This window comes from Amycolatopsis sp. CA-211722 (genome assembly GCF_056828465.1).
The window spans coordinates 7366917-7384865 of record NZ_CP184752.1; the positions used below are offsets into that span (position 1 = coordinate 7366917).

Here is a 17949-nt window from a genome sequence, read left to right on the forward strand (position 1 = left end):
CGGACGTCCGCGGATAGCCTTTGTGCCCTTAGGTACAGCTCGTCATTCGGGCACGACCGTCGGAATACCGGGCAGTATTCTTGGCCGAAAAGACTCTCCGGCAGGAGTCCTCTTCTTTTCAGGTGCGCCGGAGGCACACGATCAGCCATGACTTCCCCCAGTTCACCGACGGTGCTCGGAGCGTTACGCAGGCTGTGTTCGGTGGATCCGGCGCGGCTGCTTTTCACCTGGGTGGGCGACGATGGCCGGGATGCGGGAACACTGACCGCCGGAGGACTCGGCGAGGCGACGGACAAGATCGCGACGGCTCTTCGTGGCTGGGGTCTGCGAGCCGGTGACCGGGCAGTACTGGTGTATCCGCCAGGCCTGGACTTCATCGCCGCCTTCACCGGCTGTCTGGCCGCCGGTGTCGTGCCGGTCCCCGTCTACCCGCCCGACCCGACGCGCCCCGGTCGTTCGATGGACACCTTCGCGAAGATCGTGGCGGATTGTGGAGCCAGGGCCGCGCTGACGAACGCGACCTACGACCGGGCCCGCAAGATCGCTGCCGTGGCCGGGTTTTTCGGCCGGAGCACGACGAATGTCCCGGAGCTTTCCTGGTACCGCACCGATCGGCGGTTCCGCGGGGACGCGGGAACGGTTGCCCGGCACGAGCCGGTTTCGCCGGACGAGACCGCGTTCCTGCAGTACACCTCGGGCTCCACCGGCACGCCCAAGGGTGTCGTGGTGACCCACGGGAACATCGCGCACGAGCTCGCGGCGAACGTGACCGATCTGCGGCTGCACGACGGGACCCGCGGCGTGTTCTGGATCCCGCAGTACCACGACATGGGGCTGATCAACGTCATCCTCAGCACGGTGTGCGGCAATTCGGCCACTCACCTGATGTCGCCCGTGACCTTCCTGCGTGATCCCGCCGTCTGGTTCGCCGTCATGTCCCGGGTCGGCGCGACGATCACCTCCGCGCCCAACTTCGCCTACGACCTCGCCGTCCGGAAGACGACCGCGGCGCAGCGCGCCGGCTGGGACCTGAGCCGGCTGGAGATGGCGATCTGCGCGGCCGAACCGGTTCGCGACCGGACGGCCCGCGAGTTCACGGAGGCGTTCGCCGGAACCGGGCTCCGCGAGGACGTCTTCTTCGCCGCGTACGGCCTGGCCGAGAACACCGCCAGTGTCACCAATCGGGGACAAGGACGGGTGGTAGTCGACAAAGACGCGCTGGCCCGAGGACAGGTCGTGAGGACTTCCGAGACCGGGCGAGCGACGATCCTCCGTGGCTGCGGCCGTTCCAGCAAGGCGGACGACGAGATCAGGATCGTCGACCCGGCCACCCGCCTGCCGTGCGCGGCCGAGCGGGTCGGGGAGGTCTGGGTGCAGTCCACGACCACCACGGCCGGCTACTGGGGTCGGCCGGAGCTGACCGCCGAGATCTTCCATGCCCGGCTTGAAGGAGTGGACGATCCTCGTGGCTGGCTCCGGACCGGTGATCTCGGCTTCCTGCTGGACGGCGAACTCTATGTGACCGGCAGGATCAAGGACCTGATGATCATCCGCGGCCGCAACGTGTACCCCGGAGACGTCGAAGACACCGTCCGGGACTGCAATCCCTTGCTGCGGCCCGGCGGCACGATGGTCTTTTCGGTCGACGGCGACACGGGGAGCAAGGTCGTGGTACTTGTCGAAACCCGCGCCGACCGGCTCGACGCGGAGGACGCACGGAGGATCTGGGAGGACGTGCGCACCTGTGTCGGACTGGACCACGGAATCACCGTCGACACCCTGCTGATCGGCCGTCCCGGTCTGGCCGCCAAGACCTCCAGCGGCAAGCTGCGGCGCCAGGTGGCCGGAAGGTCCTTTTCAGACGGCTCACTGTCCGGATCGGACGAAGTACTGCATGTCTTCCACTCTTCCGGTCACGAGCTTCAGGAGGCGATGTGAATCCCGGTTTCGTGCTGTCCTCCGGCCCCGGAGACCCTCGGCTGTACGACATCGACGAGGATTTCCGTCAGGTCCTCATCGACCTCTCCGGGCTGGTCGCCTACTCGGCGCGCCACCGGGCCCGGTTCCTTCATCCGGCCTCGACCGGCGCTCGCGGCCTCCTCCGCTTCGTCACCGACCAGGCCTTCCCCGCCCAGGACTTCTTCCGTCCTGGGCAGGTCTTTCCGGTTCTCGGCCGGTACAGCAACTCCCAGGGCGAGGACGATCACGAGGTCTCGGTGCGCGGCCTCTCGCTGCGATTGCTCGACCCGGCGTCGCCCCAGAGCGGTCTGCTCGATCTGACGTTCAACACCGGTGAGCACTTCTTCGCCCATGACGCCCACACCTTCCGGCAGCTCACCGCGGGTTCGGCGGAGCGGCGCGACGAGGTTCTGCGTCGTCTTCCACATCTGCGCACGGCACTGTGGGACACCGAGCGCGTGGCGACCTCCTACGCGGCCTACGAGCTGTACAGCCAGGCACCCCGGATCTTCGTCGCCGCGGACGGTACGCCGTGGCTGGCCCGGTACCGGGTGATCCCGGCGCGGGAACCGGTGCGGCACGGCCGGTTCGATCACGGCGACCTGTGGTGGCCGCCCACTCCACCGGAAGCCGTCGGCCGCCCCGCCGGGGAAACCGGCTCCGCCTCCGGGCTCAGGGACGAACTCCGGGCGCGGCTGGACACCGGCGGCGTCGACTGCGTCCTCCAGATCAGTCTGCATCCCGTGGACTCCGACGTCGCCGGGTTCCAAGCGGCGCTCGACGCGACCAAGCCGTGGCCCGGCGCACCCCAGTGGACCGACCTGGCCGAAATCCATTTCGACCGATCACTGTCCACTGAGGAAACCGACGCGCTGGCCTTCGATCCGGCGCTCGCCCCGGCCGGGCTCGGGATCCCCTTGAGCCGCTCCCCGCACACCACCGCGTCGCTCGGCCATCTGCGTGCGCTGATGTACCGCATGACCTCGCTCGCGCGCCTGGGCAAGCCGATGCCACCGGAACTCGCCGAACTGCTGCGGCCGCCCCGGCGCGGCGCCGTGCCGTCGACGAGGACGGTCTGTGTCATCGGGGCTGGCCCGAGCGGCCTCACCGCCGCCCGCGAACTGGAGCGCGCCGGGCACCGCGCCATCGTGCTCGAATCCGCCGATCACGTCGCGGGCAAGGCCGCGTCCGTGGAGTTCGACGGGCATCCGCACGATCTGGGCGCGCATATCTGCACCGGCCGGTACCGGCGGCTGGCCGCACTCGCGGCGGAACTCGGTGTCGCGACGGAACCCACCCCGGCCGAGCGGGTGCTGAGCACCGGCCGGTCGGGACGGACCACCACCGACATGCGCTTCTTCACCGACGGCTCGGTCGAACGCTACGAGCGGCTGAGGGCGGAACGGTTCCCCCGGATCGGCGAGCCCGGCCTGGCGCACTCCGCGGCCGCGTTGTCGGCTCCGCTGTCGGAATGGCTGGCCGAAAACGATCTCCGGTCGATGTACACCACGTTCGGGCTGGGATACACCTGCGCCGGCTACGGTTTCCCCGACGACGACCTTCCCGCGCTGTACTTCGTCAAGTACGTCGAGACGACCGGACTGATCTCCGACACCGTGCCCACGGCCGAGACCCTCGACGCGCGATTCACCATCAAGGGCGGATTCGGGACCCTGTGGGAACGGGTCGCGGCGGAACTGCGAGATGTCCGGGTCGCCACGAACGTCGTGTCCGTCGAGCGTCGCGACACCGAGACCGGCGCGGTACTCGTCCACACCGACCGAGGCACCGTCGTCGCGGACGACCTGATCATCGCCGTGCCGCCGGACCGGATCACCGCCGCGCTCGACTCCTCGGCGCACGAGCGGGAGTGGGCGGACCGGACGCGCTACCAGCGTTACCGGACGACGGTGGCGGCCGTGTCCGGGCTACCGAGGGACGCGTTCTACCTGCTGGGCGAATTCGCGGACGACTCCGTCGATCGCGGGCACTGCATCGGCTTCCAGCACCGGTATCCCGGAAGCGACGTCTACACGTGCTACTCCTACGTCGGCGAGGACACCGGCAAACAGCTCGAAACCGACCTCGCCGGATACGGTGGCCACGACCTGCGGCCGTTGCTGCACCGGGATTGGTCGCTCATGCCGCATTTCAGGAGCGCGGACGTGCGGTCCGGGATCCTGGAGGACCTCGAAGCGCGGCAGGGTGAGAACAACACGTACTTCACCGGTGGCCTCCTGGGCTTCGAATCGGTGGAATGCGCGATGAGCCACGCGCTGGACCTGGTCCGGCGCCGCTTCGCCGGTTCGGAGGCGCCCGACGCCCCGGACGCGCCCGCGAGGACCGTCACCCGGACCTCCGCCGAGATCCGAACCTGGCTGGTCCGGGCGGTCTCCGAGGCCACCGGCACCGCCGAGCCCGACCCACGGGCCCCTCTTTCGGGATTCGCCTTCGACTCCCTCGCCCTGGCCGGCCTCATGTCAGGACTGTCGGCGTATCTCGGCTTCCGGGTCCCGCACACTCTGTTCCTACAGTTGCCCACCATCGACGCCGTGTCGAGTTACCTCGCCGAAGACGAAACACCGTCGGAACTGGAACGGTGGCAGTTCGCGGTACGACAGAACTTCGCACCCGGCGTGCGCCCCTTCTTCTGCGTGGGCGGCATCGGCGCGGCGGGCACCTACTTCCGTCCGCTCGCCGCCGCACTGGGGCCGGAGAGCCCCTTGTTCCCCTTCGAGATCCCGGGCAGGCTCGACGGCGACGGGGCCGCCACGGACGACGTCGAAGAGATCGCCGAAGCGATCACCGACCGGATCCGGACGCTGGTTCCCGAAGGGCCGTACCGGATCGGCGGCCATTCCTTCGGCGGTGTCGTCGCCTACGAGGTCGGTCGGCAGCTTCGCGCGGCCGGGGCGGAAGTCGCGCCGGTGGCCCTGCTGGACACCTTCGTGGCCGTCGCCGGTCAAGCCGTTCCGGAGGACGACATCGCCGGGGCGCTGCGCGACCAGGCCGTGGTCCGGCACATGTCCTGTGTCGCTGTCGGTGCCTGTGATTGCGGAGTGGACCTGAACGCACCGCTGTCCGGGCAGCGGGACGCGGTCGCTCGCGCACTCGGTGCCACCGATCCGGCCCGCTACGAAGAACACCTGGCCTCGATCGTGGAGGTCCAGCTCAGCTCGATCCGTGCTTACGCGACCTACCCCTTCCCGCCTTCGGACCTGACCTTGCGCGTGCTGAAGACCGCCGACGGATTCGCGCCGATGCCGTCGTCGCACTTCGGGCTGAAGCTGCATCTGGACGCCCCCGCGAACGGCTGGGAGCACGTCGAAACCGCGGGGATCCGGGTCTTTCCCGTGAGTGGCAACCACTTCAGCATGTTCATCCCGCCGCATGTCGATCAGGTCAGGAGCGCGCTTCTGCCGGAGTGGCAATGAGGGTTATTGAGGGATGCGGCAAAGGTGTCGTGTTCGTGGCCAGGTCAGTGGCTCTGCGCGACGTAGGACTCCCGGCACTGACTGTGTGGATTTTGGTGCGTTGGACGCACCGAAATCCACACAGTCCCTCGTGACCGGTCCAGTCGCGTAGGGGTGTGTGGAAACAGGGACGTTGAACGTCCCTGTTTCCACACACCCCTCACCCTCAGTGACGCCTCGCGCCCGGCCGCGTTTGCCTTACCCCTCAAGAGAACCCTCATTGTCATACACGACCCCCAGGCGAAACCTTACACATATTCATCAAACCGACATTCTTCGGTCGTCTGCGATCCTTTGTGGATACTGGTGTTCAGAAGGCACGAGTGAGGTGAAGGGGACTTTCCTCTCATAACATGAGCGGAAAGTCCCCTTCACCTCAGGTCTTGAGTGCGTCGCGGGTGACGGAGGCGTTGCGAAAGCTCGGCCCTTACCTCGAACGCCCCCGGCGTCAGCGCCGTTCGAGCCGGATCGGCATCCCGTCCGCGGGAATGGGCAGGGACGTGTAGTCCCAGCGCGCCTTGTACACCGGCGGCACGGTCCAGCGATACGCCCGCAGCATCTCGTGCAGCAGCGCCTTCACCTCGAAGGTCGCGAAATGCAGACCGATGCACTTGTGCGCGCCGCCACCGAAGGGAAGCCACGCGTAGCGGTGCGACTTGTCCTCGCGCCGCTGCTCGTTGAAGCGCTCCGGGTCGAAACGCATCGGATCGGTCCAGCATTCCGGCACGAAGTGGTTGACGGTGGGCGTGACGTTGACCAGCGTTCCCTCGGGGATGAAATGCCCGAGGACTTCGGTGTCCTTCACCGTCATCCGTGCGGAGGAGGGCGACGGGGCGTTCAGGCGCAGGGACTCCTTGAGTACGAGATCCAACGCCGTCAGGGACTCCAGCGCGTCGATGTCCGGCATCTCGTCGCCGAGCGCGAGCGACTCCTGGCGCGCGCGTTCCTGCCACTCGGGGTTCTTCGCGAGGTTGTATACGACGGACGTGGCCGCGATGGTCGCGGTCTCGTGCGCGGCCATCATCAGGAAGATCATGTGGTTCACGACGTCGGTGTCGGTGAACCGCTCGCCGTCGTCGGTGGTCGCGGAACACAGGGCCGAGAAGAGATCCTCGCCGTCACTCGAGCGTTTCGACGGCAGGTTCGCGCGAAAGTAGCTTTCGAGCACTTTCCGGCCTTGCAGTCCCGCCGCCCAGCGGCCACCTGGCACCGGGAACCGGACGACGGCCGTTCCCGCGCGCACCGCCTTCACGAAGGCGCGGTTGATCGCGTCCGCGTCGTCACCCGACCGCATGCCCATGAACACCCGCGTGGCGACGTCGAGGGTGAGTTGTTTGAGAGACCAGTAGATCCGCGGGTTCGCTCGATCCGACCAGGCCGCGACGCCCTCGCGCAAGGTCGGCCCCATCTGCCCGAGATAGCCGGCGAGCCGGTCCCGGGTGAACGCCGTCTGCATGATCCGGCGGTGCAGATGGTGCTCACCGAAGTCGAGCAGCATCAGGCCGCGGTCGAAGAACCGCTCGATGAAGAACTTCCAGCCGTCCTGCGACGAGAACGCCTTGTCCTTGTTCACCAGCGCGATCTGGGTGGCCTCCGGACCGGAGAGCACGACCATCCGCCGTCCGAACACGCCCATCCACGACACCGGGCCATAGGTCTCGTAGCGTTTGAGGGTGAAATCGGTGCCGAAACGCATGAAGTCGAGCGTGTGCCCGAGGACGGGCGCGCCGTCGTCACCGAGGACCGGCTTGAGGCCCGGCGGCGCGGGAGCCAGTTCCCGGACAGGCCACCTCGCGCCGAGCCACCGCTCGTCGACCGATCGCGGCAGCGGGACCGACGTGAGCGAAGAGACCCGTTGACGCACCGCTCCGGTGACCTTTTCGAGGGCGCTCGTCATGCTGACCATCTCCCTGGCGCGATCTGCTGCCCCGACCGTCGCATCACTGATGGCGGGTTGCCAATACCCCGTTCCAGGTGGAGGGGTCTCCCTCACGAACGCGTCCCCTACCGTGGCCAGCCCACCGGGCCGACCAACGCCTGAGCGCGCTGCGTCGCGAGCCGGACATTGTCGTCGATGTACCGTTGAGGCGGCTTCGTCAGGTCCCACGCGACCAGGTCGGCGGCCGCCTGATGCCGTTCCCGGTGAGCTTGCTGGATCCGCGGCTCCTCGCCGCCCGACTCCCTGGGCGGCTGGTGAAAGCGGTTCATGATCCGCTGGGCGTCGAGGAACACCGGACCGTTCCGGTCCATGTCGGCGAGATCGCGACGCGCCGCCTCCAGCTCATCGCGATGCAAGGGCAGTGGATCGTCCGGATCGGAAAAGGCCCCCGGACCGTAGAGACCGGACACCTCCCGTTGACCGTCCACCCGCACTTCGACCTTGCCGATCCGCTCGTCACCGGCTTGGGGCGTGCGCAGGGAAAGCGACATGCGCGACAGCAGCCGCTCCATCGGTGTCCGCAGCGCGTCTGCTGGGTATTGAGACAACCGGAACCTGATCTGCGCCTCCACGAGAGACCGCACCAGGGCCGTCCCGCCCGTGGAGCCCTGCTCCGCGAAAACGACGGCCTGGATCATCGGCAGCGCGTCCGGATTCGCCCGGACCGCGGCGTCGACGAATCCGTCCACCATGAGCTCGATCGAAGCCACGCTGTCCCGGTCGAGTTCCCCGTCGTCGCCCAGTCTGCCCTCGAAGGCCTCCCGGGCACGCCCGCGAGCCTGGTCGACCTCCCACGCGTTCAGGATTCCCGAGGCCGCGGCCAGGTCCTCGCTTCGGTACACGTCACCCTCGGGGGATCTCACCGAATCCATGGTCTCGATCCACGACCGCGCCCAGCTGCGCGGCGTCGGGCTGGCGTCCGCCGCCACCTGCTCCTGGATGAGCCGCCAGAGTTCCGGGGCCAAGGAGCCGAACCGGCCGGGCTGCATGAATCTGGAGAAGTTGGTCTCGTTGGCGATGCTGAGCCTTCGGGTCAGGTCGTTCAGCGTCCGGTCCGGCCCTCCCGGCCGCCAGGCGAGCACGCCCGCGGGCGGAGTACCCGCGTCCGAGGACGACGTTCCCGAAGAATCCGCGGGCGTGAGCGTGAGGGTGCCGGGCGGCAGGTCCGCATGCTCGCCGCGCAGGGCGCGGCCATCGGACACGACGTGGATCCGGGTCCCCGCCCACACCGCCGTGGCGGTGATGTGCGACAACGCCGGCACAGCACGCAAGGCGTCGTTGAGACCGGCGACGTCCTCGTCACGAAGATCGCAAGCGAGCAGGTCGATCCACGAAATACCTCCCCAGGAGATGAGACCGGCGGGCAGATTCGCGAGCACGGCGGCGAACTGCCCGTGATCATGCGGGACAGGCGTGCCGCCGGCGTCGGGAAGAACCCATCGCCCCTGCCGATGATGGACGGCCACCGGCATGGTGTCACGGGGGTGTCTGGCGAACGTCAACGCGACATTAGTGGCATAGCGCGGCTCGACGAAAGCGATCCCGGCGTTGTGCCGCAACGGCAGGGCCGCGACTTCGCCGCCAGCACCGGACGGAGCGAACATCGCCCGTGCGCCGCCCAAGATCGCACTCATCCGCGGCCAGCCCACGAAATCGACATACTCGTGAAGATGTTGCCGAGACATGGCGACGTAGTGCTGGCGGGGAGTCAAACGCTGGGCTCGGGCCAGTTGCATCGCGATCCTCTCGAGGACAACCCGGTACCGCTTGCGGTGCAACCGATGCAGCAACGGGGGTTCTTGTCCGGCGAAGTCCCGCGGAGGCTCGTAGAGCCGATCCATCAGTCCCCGCGCCTCGGTGAACACCGGGTCGTCCGGTCGCAGACGGGCGAGTTCCGCACGGACTCGCTCTTGGTGCTCCACCGAGTATCTCGCGTGGCGGTGCGAAGGATTGTCGGGATCGAAATAGGCACCCGGACCGTACAGACCCGACAGTGAACGCTGTCCGTCCACCCGGACCTGCACGACCCCGATCAGTGGGTCCCCCTGCGGCCGGGTGACCGCCGTGATCGCGAGCCGCCCGAGCAGCCGCTCCACGGAAACCGTCACCGACCCTGGCGGGTACGCCGCGAGTCGTGACTCGATGTTCGACCGCACCAGCGCTCGGAGTTCGGCCACCTCCCACGAAGAACCGGCGTCCACGAAAACCCGGCCCGCCACCCGAGGCAGGTCGTCCGGAGGTGCCTGCACCGCGGCGTCGACGAACCCCGCGAGCATTCGCGGGATCGGTGAAAGGTCGAAGCCACGGGTGAGCCAGGTGGCGTGAACGGTCCGGGCGCCGCCCCAGCCCAGCTCGACTTCCGTCTCGTTCAGCAGGAGTCCCGAGTCCTCCGCAGCCGTCCGCGTGCTCGTGACCGGATATTTCTCGGCCCAGGAACGCACCCAGTGCGCCGGGATCGGGTCACGGCGGACCTCGTCCGCCACCATCGTCCACAGTTCCGCCGGCAACGGGCTTTCGATGCCGTCGGCGAGGTAGGAGTCCATGAGGGCGCCGACCCGGCCCTCGCCGGCCAGACCTCGTTGCAGCACATACTCGTAGAGCGTCGACGGCCTCGCTCGAAGGTCCTGGGGTGGACGGAAGGCGAGGACGTCGGACGGCACCACTTCGTCCTGGGGTCGCGTGAACGGGGGTATCTCGTCGGGCCAGCGCGGCCAGTACCCGGCCGTGCGATCACGCCCGGGGCGACGCGTCAAAGCTTGATGTAACCCGGTCGAGAACGACGCCAGGACGTCCCTGGCCGATCGCGAGGGCTTCGATCCGGAAGCCCTCGCGAGAGTGAGTGTGCCGGGCGGTTGCGCGGCCCGGTCACCCTGATCGAACGTGCCGTCGGTACGGAGATGCAAAGCCGAACCCTGCTTCGGCGCCGAGACCGTGAGGTGGTTCAAGGCAGGTACGGCCTTCACGGCGGCTTCGAGGTCGCCGACGATTCCGGGGGTCAGATCGCAAGCGTAGAGGTGGATGTCCGTGGCATCGGGCCAGTAGACGACTCCCCCTGGCAAGTTCGCGAGGACTTCGGCGAACTGGGTGGAATCGTGCGGAACGGGCCCTCGGCCTCGCCGGGGAAGCTCGAACTGGCCATTCCGATGGTGCACGACCACCGGGACCACGTTGTCCCAGCCGGGAAAGGCCTGAGCGACGTTGGCGGTATAGCCGGGATCGACGAACGCCACGACGGATCTGTGCGGAAGTGCCAGTACGGAGACTTCGACCCCGGTGGGCGATGAGGCGGGCAGGACCCGGGCACCACCCGAAAACGCGCTTTCCCGTGGCCAGGCGAGGTATCCACGCAAGGCCGTGACGAAATCCCTCGCGTTGTCCCGGAACGTGTCGGCCCGGGTGACATCGGCGCGGGCCATGGCGAGCTGCCAGGCCACGATGTTGACGGCGACATCGTAGCGGGACCGATGCGCCCGATAGACCCGCGACGGATGGCGCGCACCGGACTCGCGCGGAGGCTCCTGGCTTCGGTTGATCATCTCCCGCGCCTCGGTGAACACCGGGTCGTCCGGTGTCAGAGCCCGGATGGCCGAGGCCGCGACAGTATGTGTCTCCTCGATCGTCTTCCAGTTGACCGTCAGTACGCTCTTGTGATCGTCCAGCGGATTGTCGGCATCGGAGAACGCCACGGGACCGTAGAGACCCGACAGCGCGCGTTGGCCATCCACGCGGATACTCACCAAGCCCCGGTTCTCGCCGTCCCTCCCGCCTGTGGACAGCGAAACGCGTGCCAGGAGTTGCTCCGCCGAAACCGTGACGGCACCCGGCGGGTACTCCGCCAGACGAGACCTGATCGTCTTTCCGACGAGAGCGCGCAACCAGCTCGGACCGAGGAGGTCGTCGAACATCAGGGAGATCGACGCGGTCACCCGCGGCAACGCGTCCGGATGTGCCTGGACAGCCGCGTCGACGAACCCTTTCAGTATCTGCTTGATGGGGTCCTTTACGACGTAACCGCCGTCTCGGTCGGACATCTCGTAGGCCACCCTGGCAGATCGCCAGGCCTCATCGGCTTCCGCGTGGTTCAGCAGATACCCGGAGGCTTCCACCACATCGTCGTTCCGATACCAAGGCAGATTCCGGTCGAGCCTGGTGTCCATGGCCTCCGCCCAAGGGCGTACCCAGCCGGCGGGGATGGGGTCGAGCTCGACCTGATCCCGCACCAGTTCCCAGAGTTCCGTCGGCAGGGGCCGAACCCTGGTGAGTCCGGCGTCGAGGTCTTCGGCCAATCCCTTGACGACCTCGTCGAGCTTGCCCTCGCCGGCGATACCGCGCCGCAGCACGTAGTCGTACCACGTCTTCGGCCCCGGCTGCCCGGCGAGAGGCGGCCGGAACGACACCACATCCAGCGGAGGAGGCTCGTTCTCACGCGAATGCCGGTCCGGCGTTCGCGGCCGGACATACAGCGAACCGTCGTCCGCGGCCGGAGCACCGGGTACTTCCCGGGGAATCGCGGGCAGGCCGGACTCCGCCGCCTCCTTCCCCTTCCGCCGCGGACGATGGGTCACCGTGGACAAGGCCTCCCGGACCCCCGTCAGCAGCGACGCCGCCGCCTTCCGGGCCGAACGACGCGACTTGGCACCCGATCCGGCGTTCTCGTCGTCACGCGCGAGGGTGAGGGTCCCCTTCGGCAGATCCCGCACAGCGCCGGTGACGATGTCCCCCTCGGGAAGAAACTGAACCCGCACGCCCGAGTGGGCGGCGGAAACCGTCACGTGCTCAAGCGCGGGTATCTCCCTGATCGCGGCCTGGAGCCCGGTGACGATTCCCGGCGTCAGGTAGCAGGCGTACAGCCGCAAGCGGGTGATCTCGGGCCAGGTGACGCGACTCGCCGGAAGGGCCACGAGGGCGTCGGCGAACTGCCGAGAGGTCGCCCGGCCTTCGGGAAGAACCCAGCGACCCTCCCGATGATGGACGGCCACCGGGAGCACACCCGCCTCGTGCTCCGCGAAAGCCTTGGTCACGTTGCCGGTATGAGCCGGATCGACGAAGGCGACACCGAGACCGCGTGGCAGCTCCAGGACGGCGACAGGCCCGGGGACGCCGCGAGCAGCCGGGGTCAGCGCGGCGAACGCCGTCTCCATCCCGTCCAGGTATCTCGGGTTCAGCGCGTCCGCGCCGAAGTCCCCCTCAGACAGGATTACTTCCACATCGGCCACCATCGGACGCTGTCCGCCGTCCTCGAACGCGACCACGGTCTCCGGCGAACGCTCACGCACGTCCGGAAGGCGATAGTGGCTCGTCAGCGAGGCGGCCTCTTCGTCCGCGGCGGCACGGAGGTCGGCCGCGAGTCGCTCACCCCAGGCGAGGCCGTCCGCTTCGGCCCCGCCTCGCACCACGATCCGGATCGCCGCGGGCTCGCCACCGTTGGCCAGCCGCCAGGCCGAAGCGCGCGCGGCCCGCCGCGACAGCTCGAGGACGTCGGAGCCGAGATCGGACCCGTCGCGCCGCTCGATCCGCTGAGGACCGATGTGCCCGGTCGCCAGCTGGCCGAGATCGGGGTTCCTCAGGTGAGGCCGGTTCACCGCGGTCAGGTGGCCGCCATTGTTCACATGGACCGCGTCGCCGGTCCAGCGGAAGTTGGCGGTGTCGGTGAGGCCGAGCACGGGGCCGGTCCCCCATCTCGACTCGATGGCACGGGTGAGCTTCGTGTTCGCGGCGCTTTCGCAGGCCAGCATCCAGTACGGCCGGTGGGGATCGGGCTGGGCCATCCGGTACACGGCCGATCCGAAAAGCGCGGCGCCGGCCGCATCGCCTTCGAGCGCGAACCGATCTCCCAGCTCGAACGGACGACCGGTGGACAACGCCACTTCGATCCACCCCGGACCGCCGTGCACGACGGTGCGCCAGCTCGGTTCACCCCCTGGAGCGAGGAAGGTGTCGAAGTACAGCGGTCCGGCCGTTTCCGACGTTTCGGAGAAATAGAGCTGCCCCGACACAGGCCCGGTACTCGCGCCCACTCGCCACTGGACGAGCATGTCGGTGGCGTCCCGGGGGAAGAATTGACCGTGGACACCCAGGCGGGCGTTCGCCAGCGGGAAGCTGACCACCCTCGTCAGGTCCGGCGGCACCGCTGGGACATGGTCGAACCCCGCTTCGGTGAGGGTGATCGTCCCGTCGTCGTTCAGCACCACCGGGCCACGGGCCGCGTAGATCGCGCGCGAGTAGCCGCCGTCGGCCAAGACGCGGGCGAACTCCCCGAGCCCGGTGATCCTCCCCTCCAGCGGAACCAGCAGTGGTGTCCACTCCAGATGCGGCGCCCGGCCATCGGCGAAGGAACCGAGAGCCGAGCGCACTCTCCCGCTGTCCCGGAGCGCGGCTCCGAGGCCGCCCGTCGCAGGCCGGCCATCGGAGCGCACCAAGTGAACACGGCCGTCCGCGTCGGGTTTGACGAAAATCGGCACGGCGTTGTTCCAGGGCACCGGAACGTCCTCGCCATCCGGTCCCTCGACCGAACGCACCCCTGCCGCGTCCTCGTGTTCGCCCCACGACCGCACCGCGTCCAAGGCCGCGTCGTCCCCCTCGTGGCGCACGAAGACCACCGTGGGTTCCTCATCCGGCTGCGCGACGAAGTCCAACTCGACACGGTCCGCGTACAACCCCGACACGAGCGGGAAGACCCGTCCGGCCTCCGGCGCGTGGCGGGTCGTCGCGTACACCGGGTTGAAGAAACCCTCACGGGCCAGCGCCGCGCTGAAGTCGAACCGGACGTCACCGGGCCGGGCTTCCCCGTGCGGGAAATCGGCCACCAGCAGGATCGGCCAGCCCGGATCCGCCGCCAGCTCCTCTCGCGTCCCCTCTTCCTCAAGATACAGTCGCGCGAGGTCCTCGCCCCCGGCGAGGACGCGGACGTCGCCCCTCCGCAAGCCGATCGGCACCACGGCGTCGTCACCGGGCAACACCACCACCGTCGGAAAAGGACCGTCGTGGGTGGCGCCCCATTCCATGATGGCCGCCGCGGCCACTTCCCCGGCACCGTCCACTTCGGTCTGGTGCCCCGTTTCGAAGAACGAGAAAGCGACACCTTCGTTGACGTACTGGACGTCGTCGAGCCGGACGCCGAAGGTCTCGGTGAACTCGGCTTCCCACGGGACCCTGATCGTGCCTTCCGGTTCGAAGTGCGACGGACCTTCATAGAGGAACGAGTGGACAGGTCCCATCTCCGCGCTGAGCGCGCCGAGGAACTCGGCGGTGAGTTCGCTCGCCTCGCCGTCCACCAGCAGCAGGAGCGGAGGACGTGGCGAATCACTCTGGAAACGCTGGAAGACCGCGCTATTCTGGAGGTACCGGACCGTTTCGGCCGGATCGAGGTTCTCCCGGCCCACCCGGAAAGCGGAATCCCGCTGCCACAGCGCCAGAACCAGTGGCGTCGGCCGGCGGTCGCCGGTGACCCGTGCCCACCGGGCGAGTTCGACGGTTTCGGCGGGCCGGGACGGATCGGTGTCCCCGTGACCGGACTCTCGCAGGATGTACCGCATCGAGTGCACGCTGGAGTTGCGCCAGGCTGTCCTCGGCACCGCCGGGTCCACGTCGTCGGGAAGCAGCGCGATCAGGTTCTCTTCGCCGTACATGTTGGCCGCGACCAGCGCAGGCTCGGCCGAAGACGGCCCTGCTTCCACCGGCGCCGGTTCCGGTATGGACACCGAACCGCCCAGAATCCCGCTCTGCCGGGGCCACCCGACGAAGCCGACCAGCTGCCGAGCCCGGCTTTCCGCCGCCACCTGATCGAAGTAGTTGAACAGTTCCCAGGCGACCAGAAGGGTGGCGGCTTCGTGCCGCTCACCGTGGGCTTGGTGCAGGCGCGACGGTTCCCGCTCGACGAAGACCCGGGGAGGCTGGTGATACCGGTTCATGATCGCCCGCGCCTCCGCGAGCGCCGGGGTGTCCCCGACGGCCGGGAGAACCGCTCGCGCGCTGGCGAGTTCGGCCGAAAGTTCCGCCGGAAGCAAGTTCTGGGGAGAGGCGTAGGCCTGCGGCCCATACAGGCCGGAGAGGCCACGTTGACCGTCGACCCGGACCTGCACCACGCCGATCCGCCCGTCGGCCACCGGCCGGGTAAGGGCGGAGACCGCTACCCGCGTCAGCAGCACGTCGGCGGACGGCGTCACCACGTCCGCCGGATACTCCCCCAGCCTGGACCTGACGCTCCACTCGATGAGCCGCCCTAGTTCCGTCAGGCCCGTCGTGGAATCCGGCCCGACGAAGACCCCGGCCTGGACCTGAGGCAGCGCGTTCGGGCGTGCCTGCACCGCTGCGTCGACGAACCCTTCGATCATCGATCGGACAGCCAGGGAATCCGCCTGGTCGAGTCCGCCACGGACGTCGAGCGTGGACTCGAAGGTCACCCGCGCGCGTCCCCAGGTCTGCGCGATCTCGTGCTCGCTGAGCAAGGCGCCCGAGGCTCTCGCGACATCCGACGGACGGTAGTGGAGTCCCAGTGCCCCCGAAGCGGATTCCATCCCCTCGGCCCAGGAGCGAACCCAGCTCACCGGTGGCGGTCCGGTGTCGGCGACGACCTTGTCACGCACGGCCGTCCAGAGCTCAGGGGGAAGCCCGCCGTTGCGCAGCACCGCGTCGAAATTCCGGGGGCTGACGATACCGCGCTGCGCGATGTACCCGTTCAGATCTTGGGGTCCCGCCGCGGCGGACAAGGGCGGCCGCCAGGTGAGCACGTCCAGCGGCGGAGGCGTGCCGGGAGCGAGCGTGAGCGTCCCCGGCGGAAGATCGGGCACGTCACCGGAAATGTCGCTGCCGTCGGGAAGGATGTGGACGCGCTCGTTCACCCGGTGCGGCGTCAGCGTGATGTGCGCGAGCGCGGGAACGGTCCGCAGAGCGGTGTTGAGCCCGGCGACGTTTTCCGGGGTCACGTCGCAGGCGTACAGCTCGATCTTCGAGATCTCACCCCAGGAGGCGAGGCCGGCGAGCTCACCGGTGAACCGGCCGTAGTCCCGCGGAACCGGACGCCCGCTGGAATCGGGGAGGATCACCGAGCCATCCCGATGGTGTACGGCGATGGGGAGTACACCAGGCGCGTGACCGGCGAAAGCTTTGGTCACGTTGCCGAGGTACGCCGGATCGACGAAAGCGATACCGACTCCGGGCGCCAACGGCAGGGGGGCGGAAATCGACGTTCGCTCGCCCGCGGTCGTCGCGACAGCGGTGGCGGGAGCTTCCTCCAGCACCGTGGTGATCGGGCTTGCCTCGCTCTGCCGGGCGATCGTGTCCGCATAGGACGGTGGTGGTTCGAGGAAGAGTCTTTCCCCGGTGGTGAGCCCGTCGGTCTTGATGTCGGCTGCCGGGATCTTCAGCCGCGGCGCGCTCGGCAAATGATCCAACGCCGTCATCACCGCGTCCAACGTCCCAGCACCACTGCCCGAGGAGCCACTACGGCCACCACCGAAACCCGACAACGCCCCCAACATCCCCAGCCACGGACTCGCGTGCGGAGACCCCGTGGCGGCGTTGATCACCGGAGCGGTGATGAACACCACCCCGACCTGACCCGCCCCATACGACAAGTGCCCCAACGCCTCGACGGACCCCGGGATCACCCGCTTCGGCGACTCGACCGCCTTTTCCCCGCCAGCTGTGGCCTCCGGTGCTTTCTCGCCACCCGTCTTACCCATCACCCCACCCGGAACCGCATCATCCACGGCGTCTGCGGCCTCCTTCGCCGCCACCTTCGCCACCACGTCCTCCGCCGCTTCCGCCGCGACCCTCCCCGCCGCCTGGCCCGCCCCCTCCAACGCCACACCCCGCAACCACACCGCACCCGCGTGGAAGATCCCCGCGAACGCACCCCCCAGCGCACCACCGACGAATGTGCCCAGCAACGACTTCCCGTCCAGCTCCGCCCGTTTGCCCGCCGCGATCTGGCCAAGCTGGATCGATAGATCCAATCCCCCCATGATCCCCGCACCCGCCGCCGCGAACCCCGCCACCGGGACCAAAGCCCTGCCGACCCCCTTCGCGACCTGAACCCCCAGTTCCTTCGTCAGGCTCAATCCGGCCAGCGCCCGCATCTTCGCCACCAGCGCACGCCACACCGCCATCAACGCCGCCCGCGCCGTCAGAATCGCCGCACCAGCCATGAACGCGAAAATCAACGTCGCCAGCAAATGCACGATGGTGGCCAGCGCCATCGCCGCCATCGCGACCATCATGACCTTGGCCTTCACCACATCGGCCGCGGCCGTCTTCGTCATCGACGCCAGGCTGTCCGACGCCTCCCCCAACGCCTCGACCCCGGACACCATGTCCTTGCCCAGAAAAGACGAAAAGAACTCCCCGGTCTCACCCTCCAGCGCCGCATCCACCCCGGCACCACTCGCCCGCAACGCAGCCTGATACTCCTGCGCGGCCACCTCGAACTCACGCCACGCCCGCTCCAACGCCGACAACGCCACGTCATTGCCCTCAGGCCACGACATCCCCAACGTCACCAAAAAGAACTTCTGCAACTCCGGAGGCAGCTTCACCGAACCACCAGCCACTTACTCTCACCTCCTTTCTCCGAACCAG

General features: G+C 68.3%; 4 protein-coding genes. 2 read left to right on the forward strand and 2 right to left on the reverse strand.

Translation table 11 applies throughout. The annotated features are described in order from the left end of the window. Nucleotides 1-147: 147 nt before the first annotated feature. Both ACOCEP_RS34390 and ACOCEP_RS34395 read left to right on the forward strand, forming a co-directional pair. Nucleotides 148-1938 carry a fatty acyl-AMP ligase gene (locus tag ACOCEP_RS34390; RefSeq protein WP_482333557.1) on the forward strand — a complete coding sequence of 597 codons (1791 nt, stop codon included), beginning with the start codon at nt 148-150 and terminating at the stop codon, nt 1936-1938. Then, nucleotides 1935-5393 (forward strand): FAD-dependent oxidoreductase, encoded by a 3459-nt coding sequence (locus tag ACOCEP_RS34395; RefSeq protein ID WP_482333559.1) that lies wholly within the window; start codon nt 1935-1937, stop codon nt 5391-5393. The genes ACOCEP_RS34390 and ACOCEP_RS34395 overlap by 4 nt, the downstream gene beginning before the upstream one ends. Nucleotides 5394-5880: 487 nt before the next feature. Here ACOCEP_RS34395 and ACOCEP_RS34400 read toward each other — a convergent pair whose 3' ends face one another. Next, a complete protein-coding gene (locus ACOCEP_RS34400) occupies nt 5881-7329 on the reverse strand; it encodes a cytochrome P450 (RefSeq protein WP_482333560.1) in 1449 nt (482 codons plus the stop codon). A 107-nt stretch (nt 7330-7436) separates the two neighbouring features. Further along, nucleotides 7437-17921, reverse strand: coding sequence for a WXG100-like domain-containing protein (locus ACOCEP_RS34405; protein WP_482333562.1), 10485 nt, complete (start codon nt 17919-17921; stop codon nt 7437-7439). Nucleotides 17922-17949 lie beyond the last annotated feature (28 nt).

Excerpts from the sequence above, each read along its gene's own strand:
- ACOCEP_RS34400 (WP_482333560.1), bottom strand. The coding sequence starts at position 7,329 with ATGACGAGCGCCCTCGAAAAGGTCACCGGAGCGGTGCGTCAACGGGTC.
- ACOCEP_RS34390 (WP_482333557.1), top strand. The coding sequence starts at position 148 with ATGACTTCCCCCAGTTCACCGACGGTGCTCGGAGCGTTACGCAGGCTG.